Genomic DNA, 26,500 nt, shown 5'->3' on the forward strand with positions numbered 1-26,500 from the left:
TTTCCTTCAGGAGTTTTATTCCATGCTTCGCGTCGCCGTTCCCAACAAGGGTTCTCTGTCTCAGACTGCTACCCACATTTTGGAGGAGGCGGGCTACCGGATGCGCCGAGATTCCAAAGACCTCACGTCATGGGACGAACAAAATGACGTGGAGTTTTTCTTCCTCCGCCCCAAAGATATCGCCATCTACGTCGCTAAAGGCCACCTTGACTTGGGAATAACCGGCCGTGACTTAGCTGCGGATTCTGCTGCGAATGGAGTGGATGAACTCCTTGCCCTTGGCTTCGGTGCGTCGACCTTCCGCTACGCGGCTCCCGACAATGAGGAGTGGAATCTTAACAAGATCGAAGGAAAGCGCATCGCGACGAGCTATCCGCATCTCGTCAGTGCTGACCTTGCGAAGCGGGGCATCCAGGCCGACGTTATCCGGTTGGATGGGGCAGTCGAAATTTCTATTCGCCTCGGGGTAGCTGACATCATCGCCGATGTTGTCTCTACGGGACGGACGTTGCGTCAACAGGGGTTGTCGCCGTTCGGGGACGTGATTTGTACGTCCGAAGCGATCATTGTTGGCCGGCACAATCAGCCGGTCACCGATGAACACCAGATCCTGTTGCGACGGATTGAGGGCATTCTGCACGCGAAGAATTACCTCATGATTGATTACAACTGCCCGAAGTCACTTCTGGCTGAGGCTACCAAGCTCACACCTGGCTTATCTGCGCCCACGGTTTCACCACTTGCCGACGACGACTGGGTCGCTGTCCGCGCGATGGCTCCGCGCAAGGACGCTAACCAGCTTATGGACCGGTTATCTGCATTGGGCGCTGAAGCAATTTTGGCAACGGATATTCGTATTGCCCGCCTTACTCGGTAGAAACGCCCATATGTGGCTCAGTGATCGGGCGGACATGTGCACAGCGCGTGGCGCTAGCTCCGCGCGTCGTCAGGCCAACCCGGATAGGGCAGTTCCGTTCCACCTTTAGCGGGACAGAGAGACTGAAAAGAGCACCAATCGCACAGTTTGGATTCTTTAGGCAGAAACCGGCCAGTCTTGCCATCGCGGGTAATTTTCGACCACAGGTCGCCAACGTCTTGTTCAAAGTACTCCAGCTCGACCTGGGAGGGGGCCAGGTACATAGAATCCATCACCTTGAGGTACATGAGGCGCAGTTGCGTCGGGATGACATTGAACAAACGCCAGTACACGAGCGCGTAAAACCGCATCTGAAATACGGCCTGCTGACTAAAACGCGGTATGGGTTTCTTGCCAGTTTTGTAATCGACCACGCGAATTTCTCCCGTCGGAGCGACGTCGACACGATCAATGAACCCTCGCACGGGAACGCCATTAGGAAGCGTGGTGTCGACCAACATTTCGCACTCGTCAGCGTCGAAGTTTTCGGGGTTTTCCATGGCGAAATACCCCTTCAAGAGGGACCGGCATTCCACTAAGAAGGGAAGGAGCTTGTCATCGGGCACAAGCTCTCGTAGGTCCTGATCCTTATCAACCATCTCTGCCCACTGTGGTTTGAGCATTTTGGTGGCTTTGGGGTACGTGCGCTCTGGACGTGGTTGGCCGTACATATTCTCTAGTACGGCGTGCACTAAAGTCCCCTTGACCTGCGCAATCGTCTTCGGCTCAGGGAGCCGATCAATGGCACGATACCGGTACAGCAGAGGGCACTGCCGGTAATCTCCTGCCCGGGAAGGGGATAAAGCCATACGACGTCGAGCTCTCATGATCCATGACCCTAGCGCATCACCGTCATCACCTATGCACCCCGTAGACTATCCGTGAACTACCGTGAGACTGCTAACACAACCGTCATTTCTCTTCGTGAAGGAGCTTGCTCAATGGCTTATACGGGTGTCTTTCGCCCCGGAGATCGCGTTCAACTTACCGACGCGAAGCGTCGTCATTTCACCATTGAGCTGGCGGAGGGGGAGAAATTCTTCACGCACATGGGGGCCATTGCTCACGACGACATCATCGGTAAGGACGAAGGAACGGTGGTTGTTTCTACCGAAGGTGGCCAATATCTATGTTTCCGGCACCTGATGGTGGACTATGTTCTGTCCATGCCTCGTGGAGCACAAGTTATTTATCCCAAAGACGCTGCTCAAATAGTGATTGAGGGGGACATCTTCCCCGGTGCCAGAGTCCTTGAAGCAGGTGCTGGTTCGGGAGCGCTCACCTTGTCCCTTCTTCGCGCTGTCGGGGAGCACGGGAAGGTGTTCTCCTATGAAATTCGCGACGATCACCTGAAGTACGCGTTGTCGAATGTCTCCGAATTCATGGGGTCGGCGCCGGATAATTGGCAGCCTCGGCTCGGCGATCTTCGCGACGTGACCGTCGATGACCTCGATGGCCCCGTCGATCGGATCATTCTAGACATGTTGGAGCCGTGGGAATGTTTGGAAACGTGCCAGAATCTGCTCCTGCCTGGTGGGGTGTTGATGGCTTATGTAGCGACGGTGCCCCAATTGATGAAGGTCATGGAGGGAATTCGGGCCCGCGGATGTTTTACGGAGCCTCGAGCGTGGGAATCGTTGGTTCGCGAATGGAAGGTCGATGGGCTGGCGACCCGTCCCGAGCATCGGATGAATGCGCACACGGCATTCTTGGTATGGGCGCGTCGTCTGGCTGATGGCACTGTTCCTCCCAAGCCCAAGCGTCGCCCCCAAAAGTAGTTATCTCAGAGGTACCTGCCTCAGGGAATAGCACGCGATGAGGGTGGATGACGAGGTCATAAATCCAGGTGAGCCTGGGCTTAGCATTCGCCCTCAAAGAGGTTAGAACCGACACCAGTATGGAGCTTGATCGTCTTTGTAGACTGGGAGTTATGACGAGAGCTTCACAACAAACCTCATCCCACAACACGGCATCGAGCACCGCGCGAAAGAGCAACAATAACGACGCGACCCCGTCGCTGAAAGAATTACAATTAGCCAATCGGACCTTAGGGACACGCAACGCCAAACTCGTCGAGATGCTGAAGGCATCACGCGACAAATTAGACGCTCTTAATGAACAAATTAGGGCCTTATCCGACCCGCCGAGTACGTACGGCACCCTCCTCGAACTCAATCCCGGTGGTCATTCCGCCGAAGTATTTACATCTAATCGACGAATGCGTTTAGTGGTTGCTCCCGGGGTGGATACCTCACAATTAACGCCCGGCGCGCTTGTTCGGTTGGGGGAGGGGCAGGAAGTCGTCGAGCATTGTGGTTTCAGTGATTTCGGCGATATCGCCGTGGTTAAGGAGTTTCTCCCCGGCGGCTCGAGGGTCGTCGTCGCCGACACGATGGGCGATTTGCGAGTCCTCAAGATTGCCGCACCGCTCTACGAATTGTGGTCGCAGAAGAACGTCGGCGCGGGGGATCAGGTGCTGGTTGATTATCGGGCGGGCTACGCCTTCGAATCCATCCCGAAGGCCGACGTCGAAAATCTTATTTTGGAAGAGATCCCCGAGGTGTCCTATGAGGACATTGGGGGTCTGCACAACCAAATTGAGATGATTCATGACGCTGTTGAGCTGCCCTTCACTCATCCTGACTTGTATCGGAAGTTTGATCTCCAGCCGCCGAAAGGCGTTTTGCTTTATGGCCCACCTGGCTGTGGCAAAACCTTAATTGCCAAGGCTGTGGCCCATTCGTTAGCGGAAAAAATGGGGAGCGGAGGAGAGAGTTACTTCCTGAACATTAAGGGCCCGGAGCTGCTCAATAAGTTTGTGGGCGAAACGGAGCGGCAGATTCGGCAGATTTTCGACCGTGCTCGATCGATCGCTGAGGACGGGCGGCCGGTCATCGTGTTCTTCGATGAAATGGATGCGATCTTTAGGACTCGTGGCTCGGGTATTTCCTCCGACCTGGAAAACACTGTTGTTCCGCAGCTTCTGTCTGAAATCGACGGGGTTGAGGATCTGCGCAATGTCATCGTTATTGGCGCCTCCAACCGTGAGGAAATGATCGATCCGGCTATTCTTCGGCCGGGTCGGTTGGATGTGAAGATCCGCGTTGAGCGTCCCGATGAAAAATCGGCTCGCGAAATTGCAGAGCTGTATCTGGTGGATACGCTTCCGTTGGATCCGGACCTGGTTGAGGACACAGGAGACCGCCATGCTGCTGTGGCTGCGCTGATCGATGAGCTCAGTAGTCGGATGTATGCGCAACACTCGGATAATGAATTTGTTGAGCTCACTTTCGTGGATGGTAGCCGCGAGGTGCTCTATTACCGTGACTTCGCCTCTGGCGCGATGATTGCCAATATCGTCGACCGTGCAAAGAAGAATGCGCTGAAGCGGGCGTTAGCGTCGGGGCAGCCTGATAATCATGGTGTCTCGCTCGAGGATGTCAGAACGGCAGTTGACCAGGAGTTCACCGAAAATGATGACCTGCCCAACACCGCTAATCCCGACGAATGGGCACGGATCTCTGGGCGGACTGGCCAGCGTGTCACAGAGGTAACGGTGGCGCACCATAACCGGAAGACCACAACCGAGCCAGAAGATACCGAGCCAGAAGATACCGATTCGGGCAAAGGACATACCGATGCTTCATAACCAACCCAGAGTGATAGGGACAGAAACCGAATTCGGGATTTCGTGTCCCGAGAACCCCGCAGTCAGCCCTATTTTGACATCGACGGCTGCTGTCATGTCGTATGCCGACGCGCTGGGGCTCGGTGCTCGGCGGACGCGCTGGGATTATGAGCCTGAATCGCCTCTTCGTGACGCACGAGGGTTTGATCTTCGTCGATACGCTATGAATCACGCGCCCGTGTTGGAACCCAATGCCATGGGCGCGGCAAATATTATCCTTCGCAATGGCGCACGGTTCTACGTGGATCACGCGCACCCGGAGTATTCATCCCCCGAGGTCACAGATGCGTTGTCGGCGGTGATCTGGGATAAAGCCGGAGAGATCATTATGCACCGGGCGGCGCGCGCTGCCACACAGGCCGGAATTGGTCAAGATCAAGAGCATTGGGCTCTCAAAACCTACAAGAACAATGTGGACGGCAAGGGTGCCTCATACGGAACCCATGAGAACTACCTGTACCGCCGCGACACCGATATGGCCACGATTGAACAAGGACTGATCCCTTTCTTCGTGACTCGACAAATCATGACCGGGTCTGGTCGCGTCGGCCTCGGGCAGCAGGGGGATACCGCCGGCTTCCAGATTTCGCAGCGTGCTGACTACATCGAAACCAAGGTATCGCTTGAGACCACGCTGAACCGGGGCATCATCAATACCCGCGACGAGCCGCACTCCAATGCCGACGAATGGAAACGCCTCCACGTCATCATTGGGGACGCGAACCTGTCCGAGTATTCACAGTTCCTCAAGGTTGGCACCACGTCACTTGTTCTCGACGCCATCGAGGCCGGTGTTGATTTCTCCGATCTCGCCCTCGAATCACCGGTCGACGACGTCTATCGCATCTCACGCGACCTCACCTGCACTGCGACCCTGCGCGGGGAGGATCGAAAGACCCAGCGCACAGCCATCGACATCCAGCGTATCTACCGGGATCGGGTGATGGATGCGGCCGATCGCGGGGCCATCAGCCTGAGCGACGTCGAAAAGAAAGTGATAGAGGTCTGGGGCGAGATACTTGATGACTTGGAGTCAGACCCCTTGTCGACGGCGGATCGTCTCGATTGGACGGCGAAATATGCGCTGTTGGATGGTTTTCGACAGCGCGGGACAGGGGAGTGGGATGATCCCCGTCTGGCCCTCATTGATTTGCAATACAGCGATTGTGATCCCGAGAAGGGGCTCTATTATGCCCTGATACGACGGGGGAAGATTCGAACACTCGTTGACCCCGACGACGTGACGGCAGCGATCGACACGCCGCCCACCGATACACGGGCGTGGCTCAGAGGACGATTGGTGGACCGTTTTTCCAGTGAGGTCATCGCGGCGAACTGGGATAATCTCATCGTCACGCCAGCCCACCCACAACGAATCGACCTGAGCTCACCGACAGCCGCCAACGCCACGACGACCTACGACATCACCGAAAGCGCTCAGAACATCGATGATGTGACGCGTTATCTCACGTCGTCGGATATTTGTGACGTCACTCCGCTGCCGAGTCCATAATCTGTGAGTCATAGGCAGTTTTGGGCCACTCATTCGCCATAAGGTTATAACGGGCACTGAGATCGTCAGATTATAATGGATCACACATAGTGAGAACACTTAAGAAGGCTTTTAAGCATGGAAAAATCATCGCAGATTCACGGCTCCAAGCCCGGCGACGACAACGCCGATGAGCCCGAGAACGCCGCCGGCCAGTCACAGATTAGGGGACAGGGTGCCGACGATCTTCTTGACGAAATCGACGGCTTATTGGAATCGAACGCAGAAGAATTCGTTCGTTCCTACGTTCAAAAGGGTGGACAGTGAGCGCTGACAAGGCCGTTTTCACCCGCCGGATCATGGGAATTGAAACCGAATTCGGGATTACCTGTACTCATGACGGAGTACAAGCAGTTGCTCCAGACGACATCGCGCGTCAACTTTTTCGGCCGATCGTCGACCGTTTCCGTAGTTCCAACATTTACACGCTCAACGGCGGACGCTTATATCTCGACGTCGGTTCGCACCCGGAGTACGCCACCCCGGAGTGCGACAGCCTCAATCAACTGCTCATCTATGACCGGGCTGGGGAAGTGACGCTCAACCGGCTCGCTGACCAGGCAGAACACGCCCTCGCTGACCAACACATTGAGGGCGCGATCCATTTGATGAAGAACAACACAGATTCCCTCGGGAATTCATACGGGTGTCACGAGAACTACCTTGTGGGCCGGGCGATTCTTCTGAAGAAACTGGGGCAAGAGTTCCTCCCGTTCCTCATTACCCGGCAATTAATCTGCGGCGCCGGGCACATTGCGCGCCCTCATTCGCGGTTTTCCGATGGGGACACCACCCCTGTGTATCAGCTCAGCCAACGTGCCGACCACGTGTGGGAAGGGGTGTCGTCGGCGACAACCCGTTCACGACCCATCATCAATACCCGCGATGAACCTCACGCCGATTCCGAAATGTACCGACGTCTTCACGTCATCGTCGGGGATTCGTCCATGTCGGAGACAACGGCTGCTCTCAAGATCGGTTCAGCGCTCCTCGTCCTCGAAATGCTCGAAGCTGGCTACTCTTTCGACGAGTGGGAAATCGCTAACCCGTCAAAAACTATTCGCGATATCAGCCGTAATCTCACCGGACGGGCAGAAGTTCTGCTCCGGTCGGGGCGGATGAGCTGCGCTCTTGAGATCCAACAGGCCTTTGCTGACAAAGCTCAGCAGTGGCTCGACGAGCGCTCCGAGGAGCAGCACGGTACACCCAATGCCGACATGCAGCGCGTCGTCGACTTGTGGAAGAAAGTTCTCACTGCCATTGATTCTGGGGACACCTCGTCGATCGCAGCAGATATTGACTGGGTGATTAAGAAGAACATTATTGACCGATATCAAGACAAGTTCGGCTGGGACCTTACCCATCCGAAACTCCAACAGATCGACTACGCGTATCACGATATTCGGCCTGGTAGAGGTATTTTCCGGACTCTTGAAGAGCGTGGCCGTGTCTCACGGTGGCTGGACGGTGCGGATTCACCTATCACCGATGCAGCCGATACACCGCCGCAGACCACACGAGCGAAAATGCGGGGAGATTTTCTCTGTGTTGCTCAGGAGAACGATGCCGATGTGTCTGTCGATTGGACACGGCTGAAAATCAACCGCCCAGAACCCCACGACATTGCGCTCCTCGACCCCTTTGCCGCGCACGATTCGCGGGTCGATGACATGATCAGTTCGATTGTTGACCAATAAGGTACGAGGCGATTAGCCATGACTCCACTGAGTGACCGCTCTCAGACCAGTTCGACGTCCCGACGCAACCAAGCCACCTACGAGCGGCTCATCAACCTCGTGCTCGCACTCAAGGATTCCTCCCGGCCTCTCAACGGTAAGTGGCTCATTGAGCATGTCAGCGGTTATGAAGATGGATCGCCGGAGTCGCGCAGGAGGAAGCTCAACCGCGACATTGCCCAACTCCGCGAGCTCGGATTCGATATCGACGCCACCGATGACGGTTACTTGATGGACTTCACCCAAACTGTCGACATCCATTTCACACAAGAAGAGATGGGAGTCATCGCTCTGGCCAGCCAATTCGCCTTGTCTGGGGACCTAGCCGCACTGGGGCGGCGGGCCTGGGTCAAACTTTCGGCGGCAGGATCACTGGGGACGGTAGCGCCGATACATGGAGTGCCGGACAGTACCGACCTGACGGGGCCTGATTTTTCCACGTTGTTGCGGGCTATCACGGAGTCCACCGTCGTTAATTTCCTGTACTACCCGTCGATCGAAGACGAGCCCTCGCTGCGCACTGTTGAGCCTTGGGCACTCGTGCCTGAGAGTGGACGGTGGTACCTCGCGTGCTTCGACCGTGAACGCGAGAAGCCACGTAGCTTCCGACTCGCTCGAATTAACTCCATTCAGGAAACCAACACACCGGCCACTCACACCGATCAACGGGCCGCTATTGCTCCTAGTGAGCTTGTCCGGTCGCAGCTTCACCGCGACGGCGATGGTCGATCTACCCACGCAGTGATCAGCGTGTCGCCAGATGTTAGCGGGCGAATTATTGAGCTCTTGCGCTCGCACAACCTTCATGCGGAGAAACGTACTGACACGCGCTGGGTCATTACTGATGACGCGGGGCAGCTCCGATCGTGTGCCCTCGCAGAGGTGCCGGAGATCGTCATCGAGGAGCCTGAGGATTACCGGGTCACCATCGCGAACCAATTGAAATCCCTGGTCACGGAGATAACGAGCTCCGCAAAGTGGACCCTGCCGTCGACTGTGCCCGCGCTCGACGAGACCGACCATTCCGTCGACGCGCCAGCTGCGGTGAGTATTTCGGATCAGCACCACACGGAACTATTACGTCTCCTCACGATTGTTCCTTATCTTCGGCAGCACCCCGGTGTCACTCTCTTTGAGGCAGCGCATGACCTGGCGATGTCGCCGACGCAGCTGAAGAACGATATCACCACACTCACGTTCTGTGGCCTTCCTGGATTATCCGGCGGGGACTTGATCGACATCGACGCCGATCCCCGGCACATTTCGTTGTGGGCGGATCAAGGCCTGACCGCGCCGGTGGGGCTCACGATGGAAGAGGCCAGCGCGATCCTCATGGCGTTGGAGACTATTGACTCTATTCCGGGGATTGCCGACGCCGACGTCATTCATCGCACCGAAGACAAGCTGCGAACGATGGCCGGCAATCATGCCGACGCCATTGCCCGCGCGACACAAGGCGGTGGCAATTCGCTGGTCAACGACCTTGCCGACGCTGTAAACACGCGCACAACCATCGCCATCACGTACGCCGATTCCCTCGGCGATGCGGTGGCAACACCACGTCTCGTCGATCCGCTCTCGATTATGGTCGTCGATGGAGTGAGCTATCTCCGAGGACTATCCCTGACTGGCGCGCACGACCACGCAGACGCGGGGGACAACCAGTCCACGGGCGAAGCTCAGGCTCAGGCTCAAGGAGACAGGATCCGACACTTCCGCATCGACCGAATCCAATCACTGGAGCAACGGGAACCGTCGACACTGAGTGCTAAACAGCGAGACCGATTACGCTCCAGGCTTAATCCGCTTGACCCCTTCGGTTTTCGGGAAAGCCCGCATTGGGCTCGAGTGTGGGTCGCTCCTGAGGCGCGATGGGTTGTCGACTACGAACATGTGTGGCCTGTTTCTGAATTCAAAGGCGGCCTTATTATCGACGTTCCCGGGCGTCCCGAGTGGATTCACAGCTTCATACTCAGGCACGGAGGATCGATCATTCCCCTTGAACCGACGGACCTGCGCGATTCCGTCAGAGACCGTGCAGAAGACGGATTACTCCGGTATCGTTAGGCACCGTCCAGTCGCTCCCGCGCATCAACAAAGCTGCGGGGGTGGCTTCTGCGTTACTCACCGACACGTCGTAAGGTGTACACCATGGCTAACCTAGGGTTTCCAGAACTCGTTCTCATCGCAGTCGTCATACTCGTCCTCTTTGGATGGAAGAAACTTCCTGACGCTGCGCGTTCAGTTGGTCGTTCCATGCGTATCTTCAAATCTGAGGTCTCAGAAATGAAGAACGATGGAGCAGAGGCAGAAAAGACCTCGGCCGCGTCGACCAAGACGGATGAGATCACCTCAGCATCGTCAACCGACACACCTCAGCCAACGGTGACGGTGGAGTACAACGACGAAAAGAAGCATCCCGCCTAAAGGCACACAACAGTATTGTCATAACACTGTCACGTTTATGTTCTCTGTAGCTGTTTTCTACAGCTGTTCCCAATAGCTGGAGCATGAGAGACCCTTGTTTTCCGCGCAGTGACCGATGCCGGGTGTATTCGCCGCATAAAGAGATTGGCTGTCGTGCTCATGACGACGTGCATCCCGGCGCGGACGCTCGCGTTAAGAACCACGGGAAGACAAGGTGCTCGTGACTCAATCAACGTCGGTAAGCAAGGGTGGACGCGTGTCTCGCAAAGCCAAGAAGAATCCAGATGGAACCATGTCCATCGTCGATCACTTGCGCGAACTCCGTACACGGCTATTGCGGGCTCTCGCAGCCATTGCCGTCACCACAATCATCGGATTTATCTGGTACGAACACGGCATCCCGGCCTGGGCCATCGGACCCCTCCACGTACCGCGGCTCCCTAGTCTCGGCGAGATTCTCAAAGAGCCGTACTGTTCATTACCCCCGTCGGCCCGGGCAACGTTTTCTGCGGATAACGAGTGCCGTCTTCTTGCCACGAGTCCTTTCGAAATGTTCATGCTTCGTATGAAGATGGGCGGATTGGCAGGACTTGTCATGGCGTGCCCCATTTGGCTTATCGAAATATGGCGCTTTATCACCCCGGGACTGTTGAAAAACGAGCGACGCTGGACCTTGTCCGTCGGAACCATCGCTGGGTTTCTTTTCGTCTTGGGCGTTGTTGCTGCTTACCTCGTCCTTCCCATGGGCTTGGATGTTCTGCTTCATTTGGGCGATAGCACTCAGATTTCCGCACTGACCGGTGAGAAATACTTCAACTTCGTTATCGCGCTGATACTCGTATTCGGCTTGAGCTTCGAAGTACCACTTTTTACGGCCATGCTTAACCTTGCTGGGGTCGTGCATTATGAGCAGCTCAAGGACAAGCGGCGAATCATGATTGTCGTGATCTTCATCTTCGCTGCCATCGCCACACCAGGACAGGATCCGATCTCCATGCTGGTGCTCGCCCTCACACTGGTTGTCCTGATGGAGCTAGCCCTGCAATTCACCCGAATCCATGACCGCCGCGCTGCCCGTCACGTGTCCGAGTGGGAGGGACTGAGCGACGACGAAGCCTCCCCACTGAAGGTTGCTCCTTCGTCGATCCCCGCAGCCGAATCAATTTACGACGGACAGCGGAAAGGTGTTGCCGGCGGGGCAGATGCCCACCCCGCGGGAGGGTCAGGGCCCATACCAAAGCCTTCGCCCGTGACAGCTCCATCGGGCGCCCCGTCGGCCGGTGAGCCGCCCACGCCGACGCCGAGCCCGGCACCGTCTGACGCATCTCCGACCTCAGGCTCACACCACGCTCCACCAGCAGCAGTGCTCCGTCGGGGCCCGCGCTCACGGAACGATTCCACTGTAGACAACGACGGTAAGCCCGGGCATGACACAATCCAATCCAGCAGTTTCGACGACGTCCTCTAACGGCTACATTGTGCACACGAACATCGTGGATGCGCAGCGACCGCACAACACCACAAACCTCGTAACCGACACCACAATTAACAAGTAACAATCGACAGTGACAATCGATAAGGAGAAGTGTGACCGAAGCGTCAGCCGAGGACCTTCCTATTTTCCACCGCTTTGCCCACCAGCACGATTTCCCGTTCGACCGATTCCAAATTGACGGATGCCACGCCATCGAACGCGGCCGCGGAGTACTCGTCAGCGCACCAACAGGCTCCGGAAAAACAATCGTCGGGGAATTTGCCGTATTTCTCGCACTAGAAACAGGCAAACGCTGCTTCTACACCACGCCTATCAAGGCACTGTCGAACCAGAAATACAACGATCTCCGCGCCACCTACGGTGATGACCGAGTGGGCCTCATGACCGGGGACGTCTCCATCAATCGGGAAGCCGACGTCATCGTTATGACCACTGAGGTCCTGCGCAACATGATCTACGCCGACGCGGACTCCCTGGACAACCTCTCCCACGTGGTGATGGATGAGGTTCACTACCTTGCCGACCCCGAACGCGGCCCAGTATGGGAAGAAATCATCCTCAACCTTGACGAGTCGGTATCCATCGTCGCTCTCTCCGCCACGGTGTCCAATATCGAACAATTCGGTGAGTGGATAAAGATGACCCGCGGCGACACCGACATCATCGTCTGGGAACACCGCCCCGTCCCACTTCACCAATACATGCTGCTAGGAAACTCAATTATCCCGCTATTTTCGCGAGACAATGACGACGCTACGCAGGAACTATCAGCCCCGATCAACCCAGAACTAGTCTCACGATGCGCGGCCGCGGAACGACGGAGTAACGGCCGACGTAAACGCCCACACCGCCCAGCCGTAATCGGGCAGCTGCAGGCAGCATCCATGCTCCCCGCGATCATCTTCATCTTCTCCCGAGCAGGCTGCGAAGGAGCGCTAGCCCAGTGCTACACAGCGCGAGTACAACTCACCACGCGCGACGAAGCACGCGAAATTCTCTCCATTATCGACGCCGACACCGCTGACATCCCTCAAGAAGACTTGGACCTCATGGGGTTCCGCCGGTGGCGGACCAACCTCTCGCGGGGAATTGCGGCACACCACGCAGGAATGCTGCCCGCCTTCAGGCACATCGTCGAAAAACTATTCGTGCGTGGCCTGCTCAAAGTCGTCTTCGCCACAGAAACACTGGCGCTCGGGATCAACATGCCTGCCCGCACCGTCGTCCTCGAATCACTCGTCAAATTCAACGGCGAAGCCCACGTTGATCTCACCCCTGCCCAATACACCCAGCTCACCGGCCGCGCCGGGCGTCGCGGTATCGATGTGTTGGGAAACGCGGTGGTGTTATGGCAGCCGTCGATGGATCCAGAAGCTGTCGCCGGGTTGGCGTCGACACGAACCTATCCGCTGATTTCGACGTTCCGCCCCGGCTACAACATGTCCGTCAATCTGCTCAATACGCTGGGGGTTGAGAAATCACACCGCCTTTTGGAGCGATCATTCGCTCAGTTCTTAGCAAATGAGGACGTGGTTGCTCGTGCTCATGAGCGACGCGCTCATCAACGTCACGCAGATTCTCAGCATGATGAGCTCCTGGGCCTCCTCGGACACAGGTCTGAAAACAAACTGGCAGAATACGTCGCTATTCGCAAAAACCTCTCCCATGAAGAGAAGAAAGCCCAGGCTGAGAACCGGAAAGAACGGTTTAAAGAAATCTCTCGTTGCCTCCGTTCGCTCACCGTAGGTGATGTGATCGCACTTCCGGAGGGGCGCAACCCCGCATTGGCGGTGTGCGTCAGAGCCGCTGGAGCGGGTAAGGCATCATCTAAAGAGAAGCACCGTCACGATTCGGCGCGACGCTACCGCGGCCGCCGTCGACACCATGACCGTGAAAACCCAGACATGGACGGTCAGGATCCACGGCCGATGGTGATCACGGAAGATGGGCGAGTGGGGCAGCTTCATGCAGATGAGCTGGGCAATGTGCCCATGACGGTTGGGCGGATGCGTCTTCCTCGAGATGTGTCTCGCCATCCCAAGCGGGCACGCTCACTTGTCCGCTCTGAGTTCCGTCGACAATCTTTTCATCGGCCTCGATCTCTCAAGCCCAAAGCCCGTGTGAGAAAGAACGCCACGATCAAGTCGTTGAGGAAAGAGCTGCGTGCCCACCCAGTACACAAGTGGGAGAACCGGGAGGAACTCGTCCGTGCCTATGCCCGATTGGCACACACGCGGGAGAAAATAGCAGATCATTCGGACACACAGTCGGGTTCGGGCGCGTCTGGAAGAGTGCTCGATGCGGATACCCTGGTCTCTACCTTCGATAGGATGATCGCGCTGCTGCGTGAGATGGACTATGTGGATCCGCCCATCGATGACGAATCCGATGCTGTGGCCTCCAGCGACGCTGCCCAGGAAGGCTCCAATGGCACCCCTGACTTGTCGTTGACCGAAGAAGGCCTGCGTCTGGCACGTATTCACAATCAGTCCGATCTGCTCATTGCTCAGTGTTTGCGACGGAAGATTTGGGATGATTTGGACCCCGCTGAGCTAGCAGGGGTGGTGAGCACCTGCGTCTTCGAGAATCGTAAGTCGGTTCCGGGAGACGTTGAGGTCCCGACGGAGCCATTAGCCACGGCGATAGAGAACACTGAGCGTCTCTGGGAGGAGATCGTGACAGATGAAGAGCGTCATCATCTCCCGATGACCAGGCCTATCGAGACCGAGCTGGCCACGGCGATGCATCAGTGGACGGCCGGCGCACCTTTGGCGTATTGCGTTCAAGCCGCCGCCGCGAACGGGACATCACTAACACCAGGTGATTTCGTCCGATCGTGTCGACAAGTCATCGACGTGCTTAATCAAATTAAAACAGCAGGATATTCCAACGATATTCGCGCACATGCTCGGCAAGCGGTGGAGACCATGCGTCGAGGCGTCGTTGCCATGGGGAGTTAAGCGCGATCACCGAAAATGCCTAGTAGTGTCTTAGATATGACTCAATCGATTTCGCAAACGACAAACGACGTTTCCTCTGACGACAATTCATCGAGCGACGTGGCTGGTTCTCCAGCAGCGCAGTCGGGCACGAACAGTGAGCACGATCGTGACGCGGCGTTCGCGAGCCGCCTCGAGCGTGCCCGTCGGTTGGTGAAAGACAACCAGCTGGAGGGCCTCGTTTTCGGCTCAGGCGTCGAGTTGGAATATTTCATCGGGACGCCATTGTTTTCACATGAGCGCCTAACTGCTTTGGTCATTACGCGAGATCGTGCCGTTCTGGTGGCTCCGGCCGTCGAACGCGGAGAAATTGAGGACAGCTACGTTCCCCGGTCTGAGGTCACCGTCGACTATTGGGTCGATGGACAAGATCCTCATGACCTGGTTATTAATGTGCTGACATCGAGCAACCCCCGCAATGACGAAGGGGAGACCCCGTCAGGGACAGTGGGTGTCGGCTCTACGATGACTGCTGATCATCTTCTCCCTCTGCAGGACCGCGGCTATCGCTGGATACTGGCCGGCCCCGTGCTCCGCGAATTATTGATGAGAAAAGATTCCTACGAGATTGAGCAGCTCACTGCAGCGGGCCAGGCCATCGATCGAGTCCACGCAGCAGTCCCGGGCCTACTCCGCGACGGCCGCACTGAGCGTGACGTCGCTCGCGATATCGAACGGCTCATCCTCAAAGAGCACCAAGCCGTCGATTTCATCATCGTCGGATCAGGGCCGAACGGTGCGAATCCACACCACGAATACTCCGACCGCATCATTTCCGCGGGCGACGTCGTAGTTGTCGATATTGGCGGAACACTTAATGGCTATCACTCGGACTGCACACGCACATATGTTGTGGATGAGCCAACCGAGAAGCAACAAGAAATCTACGATGTCCTCCACCAGGCACAGAAAGAAGCCGTGTCAGCGGCGAAGCCCGGTGTATCCGCCTCCCAAATTGACGCCATTGCCAGAAATGTCATCACCGAGGCGGGATATGGCGACAACTTCATTCACCGGACCGGCCACGGTATAGGCCTGTCCACTCACGAAGAACCGTTTATCGTGACAGGCAATGAATTGGTCCTGGAACCCGGAATGGCGTTCTCGGTGGAGCCCGGGATTTACCTGGAAGGCGAGTGGGGTGCCCGCATCGAGGATATTCTGATCATTACCGACGACGGTGCCACGTCAGTCAATAACCAAACCCATGACCTCGTTCGAACTGAAAAATAATGAGCGCACTGTCATGACAAGCTCACCTCTACGGGCGGTAGACACTCCGCCACCCGATGGCGACGATTCAGATTCGCCCCTATCCGGTATCAATCCGCACCGGCGTAACCCATTATTGGGGCACGACGGCAGTGGATGGATCATCGTCGTCGGCATTGGGGCCGATGGAATGGACGGCATAGGCGAGCGCGCCCACCGGGCCATCACGAACGCTGATGTCGTCGTCGGATCCTGGCGGCAGCTTCAACTCGTTCCGGATAGTTGTCAGGCAACGAAGAAACCGTGGCCGTCACCGCTGGTTCCGCACATTGCGGAATTGTTTGACTCCCTCGCGGATCACCGGGTTGTTGTCCTGGCCAGTGGCGACCCGATGTTTTTCGGCATCGGTACGACGCTGGCGCGGATTCTCGGGCCCGATGCGTTCACTGTGATCCCGGCAGCATCGTCGGCAAGTTTGGCATGTGCGCGTTTAGGGTGGGGGCTTAACACAACACCTGTCGTGAGCCTCTTGACCAAGCCCGTAGAAATACTCGGCCCACTATGCGACGACGGAATCCCTTTCCTCGTCCTTTGCCGCGATAGCCATTCACCGGCGGATATCTGCGACTATCTGTGCTCGCGGTGGCTGGGTGACGCGCGGGTTGATCTGCTGTCAGATTTGGGCTCGTCACATGAGACTCATACGGTCTCTACGGCGCGTCAGCCTGAGGCGCTCGATGCCCAGTCGAATTTGTGCATTGTCGCAGTCACGCCCACGAAAGCTGGGCTCAGTCGTGCACCGGGTAGACCGGATGAGACCTATGCAAATGATGGTCAGTTAACTAAGTCCGACATTCGCGCGCTGACCTTGGCTGCCCTAGCGCCGCATCCGGGAGAGATTCTTTGGGATATCGGTGGGGGATCGGGTTCGGTCAGCGTCGAGTGGTGCCGGCTCGCGCGGAATGCAGAGTCCTATGTGATTGAGCACGTCCATGAGAGAGCTGCACGGATTACGACAAATTCACTGGGCTACCCGGTCACTGTCGTACACGGGAAGGCGCCCGAAGCTCTTGACGATTTACCGTCCCCCGATGCGGTTTTCATCGGCGGGGGACTGACGCACCCCGGTGTCGTCGACCGTGCTTGGGAGGCGTTGCGCCCTGGTGGGCGGTTTGTCGCCAACGCTGTCACGGTGGAGTCGGAGCAGATGGTGCTCCAGCTTCAGGAAAAGTGGGGTGGCTCGTTAACGCGCTTTGAGGTTTCTCATCATTCAGCCTTGGGGTCGTTCCATGCGTGGCGGCCCGCCCTTCCGATTATTCGTTTCGTAACAACAAAACCGGCGGTGTAGGGCGCAGCGGTGCTTCCGCTGACGAATCACTACTGGTTGAAAAGGTGTGTTCTCATGACTGTTTATTTCATTGGTGCCGGACCCGGCGCGGCTGACCTGCTCACCCTTCGAGCGGATGCGTTGATCCGGCGTTGCGAGGTGTGCCTCTACGCCGGATCTATCGTCCCGCCCGAGGTTCTGGAGCATTGCCCCGAAGGTGCCGATGTGATTAACACTGCACGGATGCCTCTGGATGCCATCGTGGAGACCATCGCGAAGGCCGATAGTGAAGGCAAGGACGTTGCTCGATTGCAATCGGGAGATCCCTCGCTCTGGTCTGCCCTGGCCGAACAGGCGCGTCGACTCGTGGAGCGGAATATTGACTATGAAATCGTTCCGGGGGTTCCGGCTTTCTCTGCCGCGGCTGCGTCATTAGGCCATGAGCTGACCGTTCCCACCATTGGTCAATCGGTGATCTTGACGAGGATCTCGGGCCGTGCATCATCGATGCCGGAGGGGGAGTCGTTGCCGGAATTGGGCTCACATGGTGCGACGATGTGTATTCATCTGGCGGCACACGACGCCCAGCGCATCAGCGATGAACTCACCCCAACATACGGCGCCGATTGTCCTGTGGCTGTTGTTGCGTTCGCTTCTCGTCCGAATGAGCGTGTTCTTCGCACGACCCTCGGCAAACTTCCCGACGATATTGCCACGGAAGGCATCACGCGGACCGCGGTCATTACCGTGGGGCAGACGTTGGCCGCAGACGAGTTCCCCGATAGCTTCCTTTATTCTGACGACCGACCCCGCGACGCCCACGGACGTACCATCCCCTGTAGCCACGACTAAACCGGCACCGAGCCCTCGGATCAGATTCCGGCTCAATGACTGTTAAGGACACTTCTTCACCTATGCGCGCTCTCATACTTGGTGGAACCGCTGAAGCTCGAGAACTCGCTACTCTTTTAGTCAATAAAGGGTGGCATATCACGACGTCGTTAGCTGGGCGAGTGAAACATCCCCGACTTCCCGCGGGGGAGGTCCGTATCGGTGGTTTCGGTGGGCCATCCGGTCTGGCACGGTGGATACTCGACGAAAAAGTTGACGTTATTGTCGACGCCACGCACCCCTTCGCCGAGCGCATTAGTACCTCCGCTTATGAGGCGGCTCGTGCGACGCACGTTCCCTTATTGGCGCTTCATCGCCCCGCCTGGGAGGAGCAGTCGGGGGATCGATGGATTCACGTTTCCACCATGCGTGAGGCAGCGCAGAAAGCTCAGCGTTTCGCTCATGTATTTCTGACGATTGGCCGGCAGCAGCTCGCTCCCTTTGCCGACGACCCGGATAACCTCTACGTCATCCGCAGCGTTGAACCGCCGTCAGCGCCGTTGCCCGCCCGGCACCGCATTATTCTTGACCGCGGCCCCTTCAGCCTCTCCTCGGAGAAGAAGACGCTCATTGACAACCAAATCGATGTTGTCATCACCAAGAACTCCGGGGGATCAACCTATCCCAAGCTTGAGGCCGCGCGGAGCCTTAATATTCCGGTCATTATCGTTGATCGGCCACCACTGCCGGCCTCATGGGTTGTGACCTCAGCGGATGAAGCCGTCGAGGCTCTCAGTCATCTTTGATGCCCCTGGCGTGGGAACTCAGTCGTCTGTAGCGGGCGCCTCATAATGCCGAGCAGTAAAGACGCGACGACCATCCGGCCCGTCGTACACATGCGTTGTCGATGCTCCCACGATCAGCATCGTCCGCATATCCACGACATCAGGGTCTAGCTCCGCCAACGTCGTCACGGTCACTGATTCATCCGCAGACCCCACTGCCCGGGCCACGATCACCGGGGTATCTGGCTTCTGAAAATCCAGCACGATATCCCGCAAGGCGCCGACCTGCCACCGCCGCGATTTCGACGCCGGGTTATAGACAGCAAAGGCCATATCCGCGCCCGCCAAAGCGCGAACGCGTTTGACCACCACATCCCACGGCTTTAGCCGATCCGACAGTGACACCATGCCAAAATCATGGCCCAGTGGTGCTCCCACGCGACTCGCCACCGCTTGGGCTGCGGTCATTCCCGGCACAATTCTCACCGGAACGTCACGCCATTGATCATCATCTGCCGTCTCTAGAACAGCAGCAGCCATGGCAAACACTCCAGGGTCGCCAGAGGACACCACAGCCACCCGGCTGCCATGTCGGGCCATGTCCAAAGCCATTGCCGCCCGAACCGCTTCTACTTTGTTGTCCGAGAGATGCCGTCGCTGGCCTGGAATTTCAGGAACACGCTTGACGTATGTGGAGTAGCCCACTACATCGGTGGCTTGGGCCAATTCTTCTGACGCCTCCGGAGTAATCCAGTCAGAGTTGCCGGGCCCAAGCCCAATAACAACGACCTCTCCCATTGATGTGTGTTCCATCATCATTTACTTCCTTCTGTCAATCGCCGCAATTCACTATCTGTCGGTGACGGCACCACCGCAACAGCGAAATACGGCACAGCGGCAGGGTCCACCTCCAGCAGAGGAATAACCTGCTCACCCTCCATTGTGGCCCGCACAACAACATAGGCACGATCAGCCTGGCCAGCGCGCACAAGTGCCCGACGAACCGTTGGAAAAGTTCGCCCCAACTTCATAACGACGGCACCGTCGGACTGCGATAACCGCTGCACCAGCTCATCTTCAGATAATGTTCCTGGGACAACCCCCAGCGTCTCATCCTTTTCAACCAACGGCCGCCCGACGGAGGCTGCGGCAGCAGTGATCGATGTGACCCCAGGAATAACAGTAGTGGGGTAACGGTCTGCTAAAGCACGATGAAGATGTTGGTAGGAGCTGTAGAGCATGGGGTCCCCGAGACTGAGAACTGCGACGGAGCGCCCCTGGTCAAGATGCTGAGCCAAACGAGCGGTGGCGCTGGCGTAAAACTCTCCTAAAGCTCCTGCATAGCCACCAGCATGGTCAGCAACGCCCGTCGTGACCGGATAGGTGAGTAGCTCCTCGATCTGATCTGGATTGTCGCTGCCCAAATACGGGGCGGCGATACTCCGCGCCGTCGAATGGCCATGCGTGCCAGCATGGAATGCCACCACATCGGCCGACCCAATGATCTTCGCCGCCGCCACCGTGACCAGGCCTGAATCTCCCGGGCCTAGCCCTACGCCATACAAATGCCCCGACTCTGTCACCGGTCTTCCGCCTCACCCTTCATGGCGGCGACGTTACTATCCGCCGCGCCTTTCGTCGGAGTCTGAGGCTCATCCATGAGCTCATTCCGCCGGGCCAAAGCATTAATCGCAGCACACGTAATCGCAGAACCACCACGACGCCCACGAACAGTAATAAACTCAACGCCCAGCGACTCGGCACGTTCCTCCAGCTCAGACTTCGACTCAGCCGCACCCACAAAACCAACAGGAATGCCGATAATCACCGCCGGCCGCTTCAGATCAGGACGCGCGGCCAACACATCCATCAAGTGGAACAACGCAGTAGGAGCATTCCCCACCGCTACCACCGCGCGGCCCAACCGATCCGCGCACAAGTCAATAGCCGCCGCCGACCGCGTCGTCGACAATTCACGCGCCTTCTCCGCAACACCCGGAGTATTCAGCAAACACTCCACGTCGTTATCCGCTGGAAGACGCCGACGCGTCACACCACTCGACACCATCCGGACATCCGTAAAAATCGGCGCACCCGACTCCAAGGCAGCACGCCCCACCTGGACAGCACCGTCGGAAAACACAATGTCGTCGGCCAAGGACACATCCCCGGCGGCGTGAATCATCCGCACCGCCACTGTCTCTTCGTCGGGAGAAAAACGACTCAAATCACTCTCGTCACGAATAATCGCGAACGAACGTCGATAAATATCATTCCCCAGCGAAACATAGCGATCCCGGCTATACACCGCACCACCAGTCCTCTCCGAACGTGCCGACCCCACGACATCAGGCATGATGAGTCACCTCCGACGTCTCATAAACACCATCGCCCTCAGCGAGGAACTCCGTGTAATCCATATTCGGCGCACCACAACGACGCTCACACCCCACAAAATGCACACGCCCACCAGGCAGGGACCCAGCATTAATGGCCCGCACCGCATCAGAACGAACATCATCACGAGATTTCCGACACTGAGGCAAGCCCGTACACGCTGTCACACGAGCCAACGGCGACGCCGCATCAAAGATCAAACCGCGGGGAGCCAAAAAACGCACAGCCTCATCCGCCTCAGCAGGGGTCAAATCATGAACCACCACACCATGCCAACACGTCACCGTCGAAGGCTTACCCACAGCACCCAACAAACGCGCACACGCCGAATCCATCCGGCCAAAAGGCAACACACAAGCCAAACTCACGCGCCCATCATCCTGATCAATCCACCCCATCGGCTGACGCAAGCCCAACTCATTGTCCGCAGACTCCTCATACACCGGAAGCACATCATGAACCGGATCCTCCAGGCCCACAAGGTTCTCACGAGTCCACCGAGCAAGATCCTCAGCCACGCCGGGGGTCTCCTCGATCCGCCAATTCTTCCCGCGCCGAGCCTGCCATTGGCGCGCCAACTCGACGACGCTATCGACCACGCGCGCCCGGGGAAGTGACCCCACCAGGTAATCTCCTCCGATCACGACGTCGAAGAAGTCATGAGCATCTGACGGTCGCGTCTTCGTCGTCGCGATGACACCGAAATCCGGGCGCTCGGCAATCACGTCGCCACGTCCGTCGTCGAAAGCAAAGAGGGTTCGGCCAGGGAGATCTGCCGTGTCGTCATACTGAATGAGTTCGCGGTCCACAGCGCGGACCAAGGAACGTACATCGCCCACAGAACCAGATCGCCCTGACAGGGGAGAGGCAAGATAATTACGCATCCGGTCATGCCGTGGATATGGCAGCAATCCTGCCTGAGTCACAGCAGAAGCAAAGTCATCAACCGATTCCACACCACGGATCTGGATATTTCCCCTCGACGTGATGTGGACGTCGCCGTCCCCCAAGTCGTCAGCCATAGCGCCTAATGCCGTCCATTGGTGCGGCTGGATATACCCGCCGGGGGACCGAACGCGGCCGATCATCCCGTCGGATGCAGTAAAAAGACGCAATGTACCGGGGCACATGTCTCCCCGATTCCGAGTCGTCGTCTGAGTACCGTCACTGTGCATGGTTTCTACCGTACCCCCGTGCACGCAGCGTCAAAGTATTATGAGACCTCGATGAAAGGTCGCAGCCACCGATAGTCAACCCGACCTCTAAGATAGTTGCGGGAAACGGGAATCCCTCAGGGAGCGGTCGCGCCACTGTCAAGCCAGACCCCGTATATGAACAACGTCCGGCGCGGTATCCGGAAAGGAAAACATGATTCTTCTGCTGTCCACTTCTGACACCGATCTGCTTACTGCAAAAGCGGCCAATGAGCACCCCGACGTGGAGTTCCGCTGGGCTAATCCGGCGCGATTGATGCTTGACGATGTTGATGCTCTCCTCGCTGGCACACCTATTCCGGGATCCGGTGGGGCTACGGATTCCCAGCCAGACATCATTATCGTCCGGCTCTTAGGTGGACGGCGAGCCTGGGAAGAAGGGCTGAATAAGCTTCTCGCCTCGGGTATCCCGACTATCGCTGTTTCTGGTGAACAGACTATGGACGCAGAGCTCACAGAGCTTTCCACTGCGCCGTCGAATGTGGTCACCACCGCTCACCGTTATCTTGCTGAGGGCGGGAAAAATAACCTCATCAACCTTCATAATTTCCTGTCCGACACTCTGCTTCTCACCGGCCTGGGTTTCGACGCCCCGATCCATCTGCCTGAATGGGGAATACTGGAAGGCTGGGAAGATAGCCGCACGGCAGGCCTTCAGTCTGAGGGGGAGTCTGATACTCGACGCATTGCTGTCTTGTATTACCGTGCGCAGCATCTAGCTGGTAATACCCGTTATATCGACGCGCTGTGCGAGGCCATTGCCGACCGTGGGGCAGTGCCGGTTCCGATTTTCACGGCGTCGCTTCGTCAGGCGTCCGATGATCTTCTCCAGTTCCTCGGGACGATGGACACTCTGATCACGACGGTTCTCGCGGCGGGTGGAACAAAGCCTGCCACTGCACAAGCCGGCGGCGACGACGGAGCGTGGGATGTCTCTGCATTGGCGGAGCTCGATCTGCCCGTTATCCAGGGGCTCGCTCTGACCAGTTCGCGCAGCACATGGGAAGACAATGATGACGGTGCCTCACCATTGGATGTTGCTACTCAAATCGCGGTCCCGGAGTTCGACGGGCGCATCATTACTGTCCCCTTCTCATTCAAAGAAATTGGCGACGACGGCCTCATTTCGTATAACCCCGATCCGGAGCGGTGCGCACGTCTGGCGGGCATCGCGGATCGACATGCGGTATTGCGGCATAAAGCCAATGCCTCCAAGCGCATCGCCGTGATGTTGTCGGCGTACCCGACGAAGCACGCCCGGATCGGTAACGCCGTCGGCCTGGACACTCCGGCCTCTGTGTTGGTGTTACTCCACGCCCTCCACAACGCGGGATACGACCTGGGGGATACGTCGAAGATCCCCGGCTGGCTTGACTCGGGCGACGAAACCAGCGAGAACTCGGACGCGTTTATGCATGCGCTCATTGACGCTGGTGGCCAAGACCCCGATTGGCTCACCGACGAGGTGATGGCGGCCAATGAGCTCCGCCTCTCAGCAGCCGACTACCAGGAGTATTTCGACACTCTTCCGGAATCCCTCCAAAAAGACATGATTGAGACCTGGGGAGAAGCCCCCGGAGACCTCTACGTCCACCCAGAGACAAAAGACATTTACCTAGCCGGGCTACGCTTCGGAAACATCGTTGTGATGGTGCAACCACCCCGCGGGTTTGGCGACAACCCAGTCGGCATTTACCACGACCCCGACCTGGCCCCGAACCACCACTACTTAGCAGCCTATGAGTGGATCCGCCGCACCCCGGACCGTCACGGCTTCGGTGCCGACGCGATCGTCCACGTCGGCAAACACGGAAACATGGAGTGGCTGCCCGGCAAGACCGTCGCCCTCGGGCCAGACTCCGGCACCGACCAGTCCATCGGCGACCTGCCCTTGATCTATCCCTTCCTCGTCAATGACCCAGGGGAGGGCACTCAGGCGAAGCGCCGCGCCCACGCCACCCTCGTCGACCACCTCATCCCACCCATGGCCCGCGCCGAAAGCTACGGGGACATCACCCGGCTCGAGCAGCTCCTCGATGAGCACGCCAACATCGCCGCCATGGACCCCGCGAAGCTACCGGCTATTCGGCAAGAAATCTGGACACTGCTGACTGCGGCAAAAATGGACCAGGACCTGGGTTGGGAGAAACGCCCCGACGAAGACGTCTTCGACGACATGCTCATGCACGTCGACGGGTGGCTATGCGAAATCAAGGACGCCCAGATTCGCGGCGGGCTGCATATCCTCTCGCATGCGCCCGAAGGCAAGCAGCTCGTCGAAACTGTCCTGGCCATGCTGCGCGCTCGACAAATCTTCGGCGGAATCAACACTCTTCCCGGACTTCGCGAGGCCCTCGGCCTCAACGAAGACGGTTCGGAAACACGGCACCGCACCGATGACATCGAGAACATCGCTTCGGCACTCGTTACCTCCCTGGCAGACCACAACTGGGACGATAACGCCGTCGACACGGTCCTGGACGACATTCGCCGCGAGCTCGGCCTCCCAGACAGCGCAGATGTTTACGCCGTCCGGGACATCCTGCACTTCACCACCACGCAGATCGTCCCGCGGCTGCGCCAAACAAGCCGAGAACTAGACCAAGTCCTCCGAGCACTCGACGGGAAATTTATCGAATCCGGCCCATCCGGATCACCCCTCCGCGGGCTCATCAACACCCTGCCCACCGGCCGAAACTTCTACTCCGTCGACCCCAAAGCGATTCCCTCACGCTTAGCCTGGGACACCGGACAACTCCTCGCCGACAGCCTCATCGAACGCTACAAGCAGGACAACGACGGAAAATACCCCGTATCCGTTGGCATCAGCGCCTGGGGCACCTCCGCCATGCGCACCTCCGGCGACGACATCGCCGAGGTCTTCGCACTCCTCGGCGTCCGACCGATATGGGACGAAGTATCCCGACGCGTCACACGGCTAGAAGTCATCCCACTCGAGGAACTCGGACGGCCCCGCATCGACACCACCGTCCGCATCTCCGGCTTCTTCCGAGACGCCTTCCCCCACGTCGTCGCCCTTCTCGACGACGCCGTCCAAATGGTCGCCGCCCTCGACGAACCCGCAGACATGAACTACGTCGCCACCCACGTCAACGAAGACACAGCCAACGGAACCCCGGCCGAACGCGCCCACCGCCGCATCTTCGGATCAAAACCCGGCACCTACGGCGCAGGCCTCCTCGAGCTCATGGACGCAGGGAACTGGCGCAGCGACGACGACCTCGCCGAGGTCTACAGCACCTGGGGAGGCTACGCCTACGGACGCGGAGTCGACGGAGCACCCGCCGCCGACGACATGAAACAGGCCTACACACGCATCCAAGTAGCCGCAAAAAACACGGACACACGCGAACACGACATCGCCGACTCCGACGACTACTTCCAATTCCACGGCGGCATGGTCGCCACAGTCCGAGCACTCTCAGGCCAATCACCCGAAGCCTACATCGGCGACTCCACCCGCCCCGACACCATCCGCACCCGCACACTCCACGAAGAATCCCGGCGCGTCTTCCGATCCCGCGTCGTCAACCCCCGCTGGGTCGAAGCAATGCGCAACCACGGATACAAAGGCGCATTCGAAATGGCAGCCACCGTCGACTACCTCTTCGGATACGACGCCACCGCCGGAATGATGGACGACTGGATGTACGAACAACTCACCCAGGAATACGTCGAAAACGAAGAAAACCGGGAATTCTTCCGCCAATCCAACCCATGGGCACTCCACGACATCTCCGAACGACTCCTCGAAGCCGCCCAACGCGGACTATGGAAAAACCCAGACCAAGACCGCCTCGACGCACTCACCGAAGCCCTACTAGAAACCGAAGGAGAAATGGAAGACCGCTAAAAATACCGCCACCGAGATAACCAAGTACAGGCCCACCAAGTAGTAAT

General features: G+C 57.8%; 18 protein-coding genes and 1 pseudogene. 15 read left to right on the forward strand and 4 right to left on the reverse strand.

Features of this window, described 5'->3' with window-relative positions; all coding sequences use genetic code 11:
* Nucleotides 1-22 precede the first annotated feature (22 nt).
* Nucleotides 23-877 (forward strand): ATP phosphoribosyltransferase, encoded by an 855-nt coding sequence (hisG, locus tag JMN36_RS02600; RefSeq protein ID WP_204088452.1) that lies wholly within the window; start codon nt 23-25, stop codon nt 875-877.
* A gap of 53 nt (nt 878-930) precedes the next feature.
* Here the strand turns inward: hisG and JMN36_RS02605 are convergent, their stop codons facing one another.
* Nucleotides 931-1,743, reverse strand: a complete 813-nt coding sequence (locus tag JMN36_RS02605; RefSeq protein ID WP_204088451.1) for a RecB family exonuclease — start codon at nt 1,741-1,743, stop codon at nt 931-933.
* A gap of 114 nt (nt 1,744-1,857) precedes the next feature.
* Between JMN36_RS02605 and JMN36_RS02610 the strand changes: the two genes are divergently transcribed.
* The 13 genes from JMN36_RS02610 (at nt 1,858) to JMN36_RS02670 (ending at nt 18,989) form a co-directional block, all read left to right on the forward strand.
* Complete coding sequence (locus tag JMN36_RS02610) at nt 1,858-2,694, forward strand: tRNA (adenine-N1)-methyltransferase (protein WP_204088450.1); 837 nt, start codon at nt 1,858-1,860, stop codon at nt 2,692-2,694.
* A 152-nt stretch (nt 2,695-2,846) separates the two neighbouring features.
* Nucleotides 2,847-4,565: a proteasome ATPase gene (gene arc, locus JMN36_RS02615; RefSeq protein ID WP_204088449.1), complete on the forward strand. Its 1,719-nt coding sequence runs from the start codon at nt 2,847-2,849 to the stop codon at nt 4,563-4,565.
* On the forward strand, nt 4,555-6,117 hold the full coding sequence (gene dop / locus JMN36_RS02620) for a depupylase/deamidase Dop (protein ID WP_204088448.1): 1,563 nt from the start codon (nt 4,555-4,557) through the stop codon (nt 6,115-6,117). Before arc ends, dop begins: the two co-directional genes overlap by 11 nt.
* A 117-nt stretch (nt 6,118-6,234) precedes the next feature.
* Nucleotides 6,235-6,423 (forward strand): ubiquitin-like protein Pup, encoded by a 189-nt coding sequence (locus tag JMN36_RS02625; RefSeq protein WP_046202329.1) that lies wholly within the window; start codon nt 6,235-6,237, stop codon nt 6,421-6,423.
* Nucleotides 6,420-7,853, forward strand: a complete 1,434-nt coding sequence (gene pafA / locus JMN36_RS02630; protein ID WP_236881916.1) for a Pup--protein ligase — start codon at nt 6,420-6,422, stop codon at nt 7,851-7,853. The genes JMN36_RS02625 and pafA overlap by 4 nt, the downstream gene beginning before the upstream one ends.
* A gap of 18 nt (nt 7,854-7,871) precedes the next feature.
* Nucleotides 7,872-9,959 (forward strand): WYL domain-containing transcriptional regulator, encoded by a 2,088-nt coding sequence (locus JMN36_RS02635; protein ID WP_204088447.1) that lies wholly within the window; start codon nt 7,872-7,874, stop codon nt 9,957-9,959.
* Between the two features lie 84 nt (nt 9,960-10,043).
* Nucleotides 10,044-10,319, forward strand: coding sequence for a Sec-independent protein translocase subunit TatA (gene tatA, locus JMN36_RS02640; protein WP_221923795.1), 276 nt, complete (start codon nt 10,044-10,046; stop codon nt 10,317-10,319).
* Nucleotides 10,320-10,539: 220 nt separating this feature from the next.
* The gene (tatC, locus tag JMN36_RS02645; protein ID WP_221923796.1) at nt 10,540-11,787 is read left to right on the forward strand and encodes a twin-arginine translocase subunit TatC; all 1,248 of its coding nucleotides are present in this window, start codon (nt 10,540-10,542) and stop codon (nt 11,785-11,787) included.
* Between the two features lie 119 nt (nt 11,788-11,906).
* Complete coding sequence (locus JMN36_RS02650; protein WP_204088444.1) at nt 11,907-14,774, forward strand: DEAD/DEAH box helicase; 2,868 nt, start codon at nt 11,907-11,909, stop codon at nt 14,772-14,774.
* 36 nt (nt 14,775-14,810) lie between these two features.
* The gene (locus JMN36_RS02655; RefSeq protein WP_236881917.1) at nt 14,811-16,046 is read left to right on the forward strand and encodes a M24 family metallopeptidase; all 1,236 of its coding nucleotides are present in this window, start codon (nt 14,811-14,813) and stop codon (nt 16,044-16,046) included.
* Between the two features lie 13 nt (nt 16,047-16,059).
* Nucleotides 16,060-17,373 (forward strand): precorrin-6y C5,15-methyltransferase (decarboxylating) subunit CbiE, encoded by a 1,314-nt coding sequence (gene cbiE, locus JMN36_RS02660; RefSeq protein WP_204088442.1) that lies wholly within the window; start codon nt 16,060-16,062, stop codon nt 17,371-17,373.
* Nucleotides 17,374-17,427: 54 nt separating this feature from the next.
* Nucleotides 17,428-18,204, forward strand: a complete 777-nt coding sequence (cobM, locus tag JMN36_RS02665; RefSeq protein ID WP_204088441.1) for a precorrin-4 C(11)-methyltransferase — start codon at nt 17,428-17,430, stop codon at nt 18,202-18,204.
* Nucleotides 18,205-18,266: 62 nt separating this feature from the next.
* Nucleotides 18,267-18,989 carry a cobalt-precorrin-6A reductase gene (locus JMN36_RS02670; RefSeq protein WP_204088440.1) on the forward strand — a complete coding sequence of 241 codons (723 nt, stop codon included), beginning with the start codon at nt 18,267-18,269 and terminating at the stop codon, nt 18,987-18,989.
* An 18-nt stretch (nt 18,990-19,007) separates the two neighbouring features.
* Here the strand turns inward: JMN36_RS02670 and cobJ are convergent.
* The 3 genes and pseudogenes from cobJ to JMN36_RS02685 all read right to left on the reverse strand — a co-directional run bounded on the left by cobJ (nt 19,008) and on the right by JMN36_RS02685 (nt 22,540).
* A pseudogene (gene cobJ / locus JMN36_RS02675) lies at nt 19,008-20,551 on the reverse strand (precorrin-3B C(17)-methyltransferase).
* Nucleotides 20,548-21,324: a precorrin-8X methylmutase gene (locus JMN36_RS02680; protein WP_204088439.1), complete on the reverse strand. Its 777-nt coding sequence runs from the start codon at nt 21,322-21,324 to the stop codon at nt 20,548-20,550. Before JMN36_RS02680 ends, cobJ begins: the two are co-directional and overlap by 4 nt.
* Nucleotides 21,317-22,540, reverse strand: coding sequence for a nitrite/sulfite reductase (locus JMN36_RS02685; RefSeq protein WP_204088438.1), 1,224 nt, complete (start codon nt 22,538-22,540; stop codon nt 21,317-21,319). The genes JMN36_RS02680 and JMN36_RS02685 overlap by 8 nt, the downstream gene beginning before the upstream one ends.
* A gap of 193 nt (nt 22,541-22,733) precedes the next feature.
* Here JMN36_RS02685 and cobN point away from each other — a divergent pair, with 193 nt between their 5' ends.
* On the forward strand, nt 22,734-26,453 hold the full coding sequence (cobN, locus tag JMN36_RS02690) for a cobaltochelatase subunit CobN (protein WP_221923797.1): 3,720 nt from the start codon (nt 22,734-22,736) through the stop codon (nt 26,451-26,453).
* The last annotated feature ends 47 nt before the right edge of the window (nt 26,454-26,500 follow it).

The sequence above is a fragment of the Corynebacterium pseudokroppenstedtii genome, from assembly GCF_019754945.1.
In the GTDB taxonomy this organism is placed as follows: Bacteria; Actinomycetota; Actinomycetes; order Mycobacteriales; family Mycobacteriaceae; genus Corynebacterium; species Corynebacterium pseudokroppenstedtii.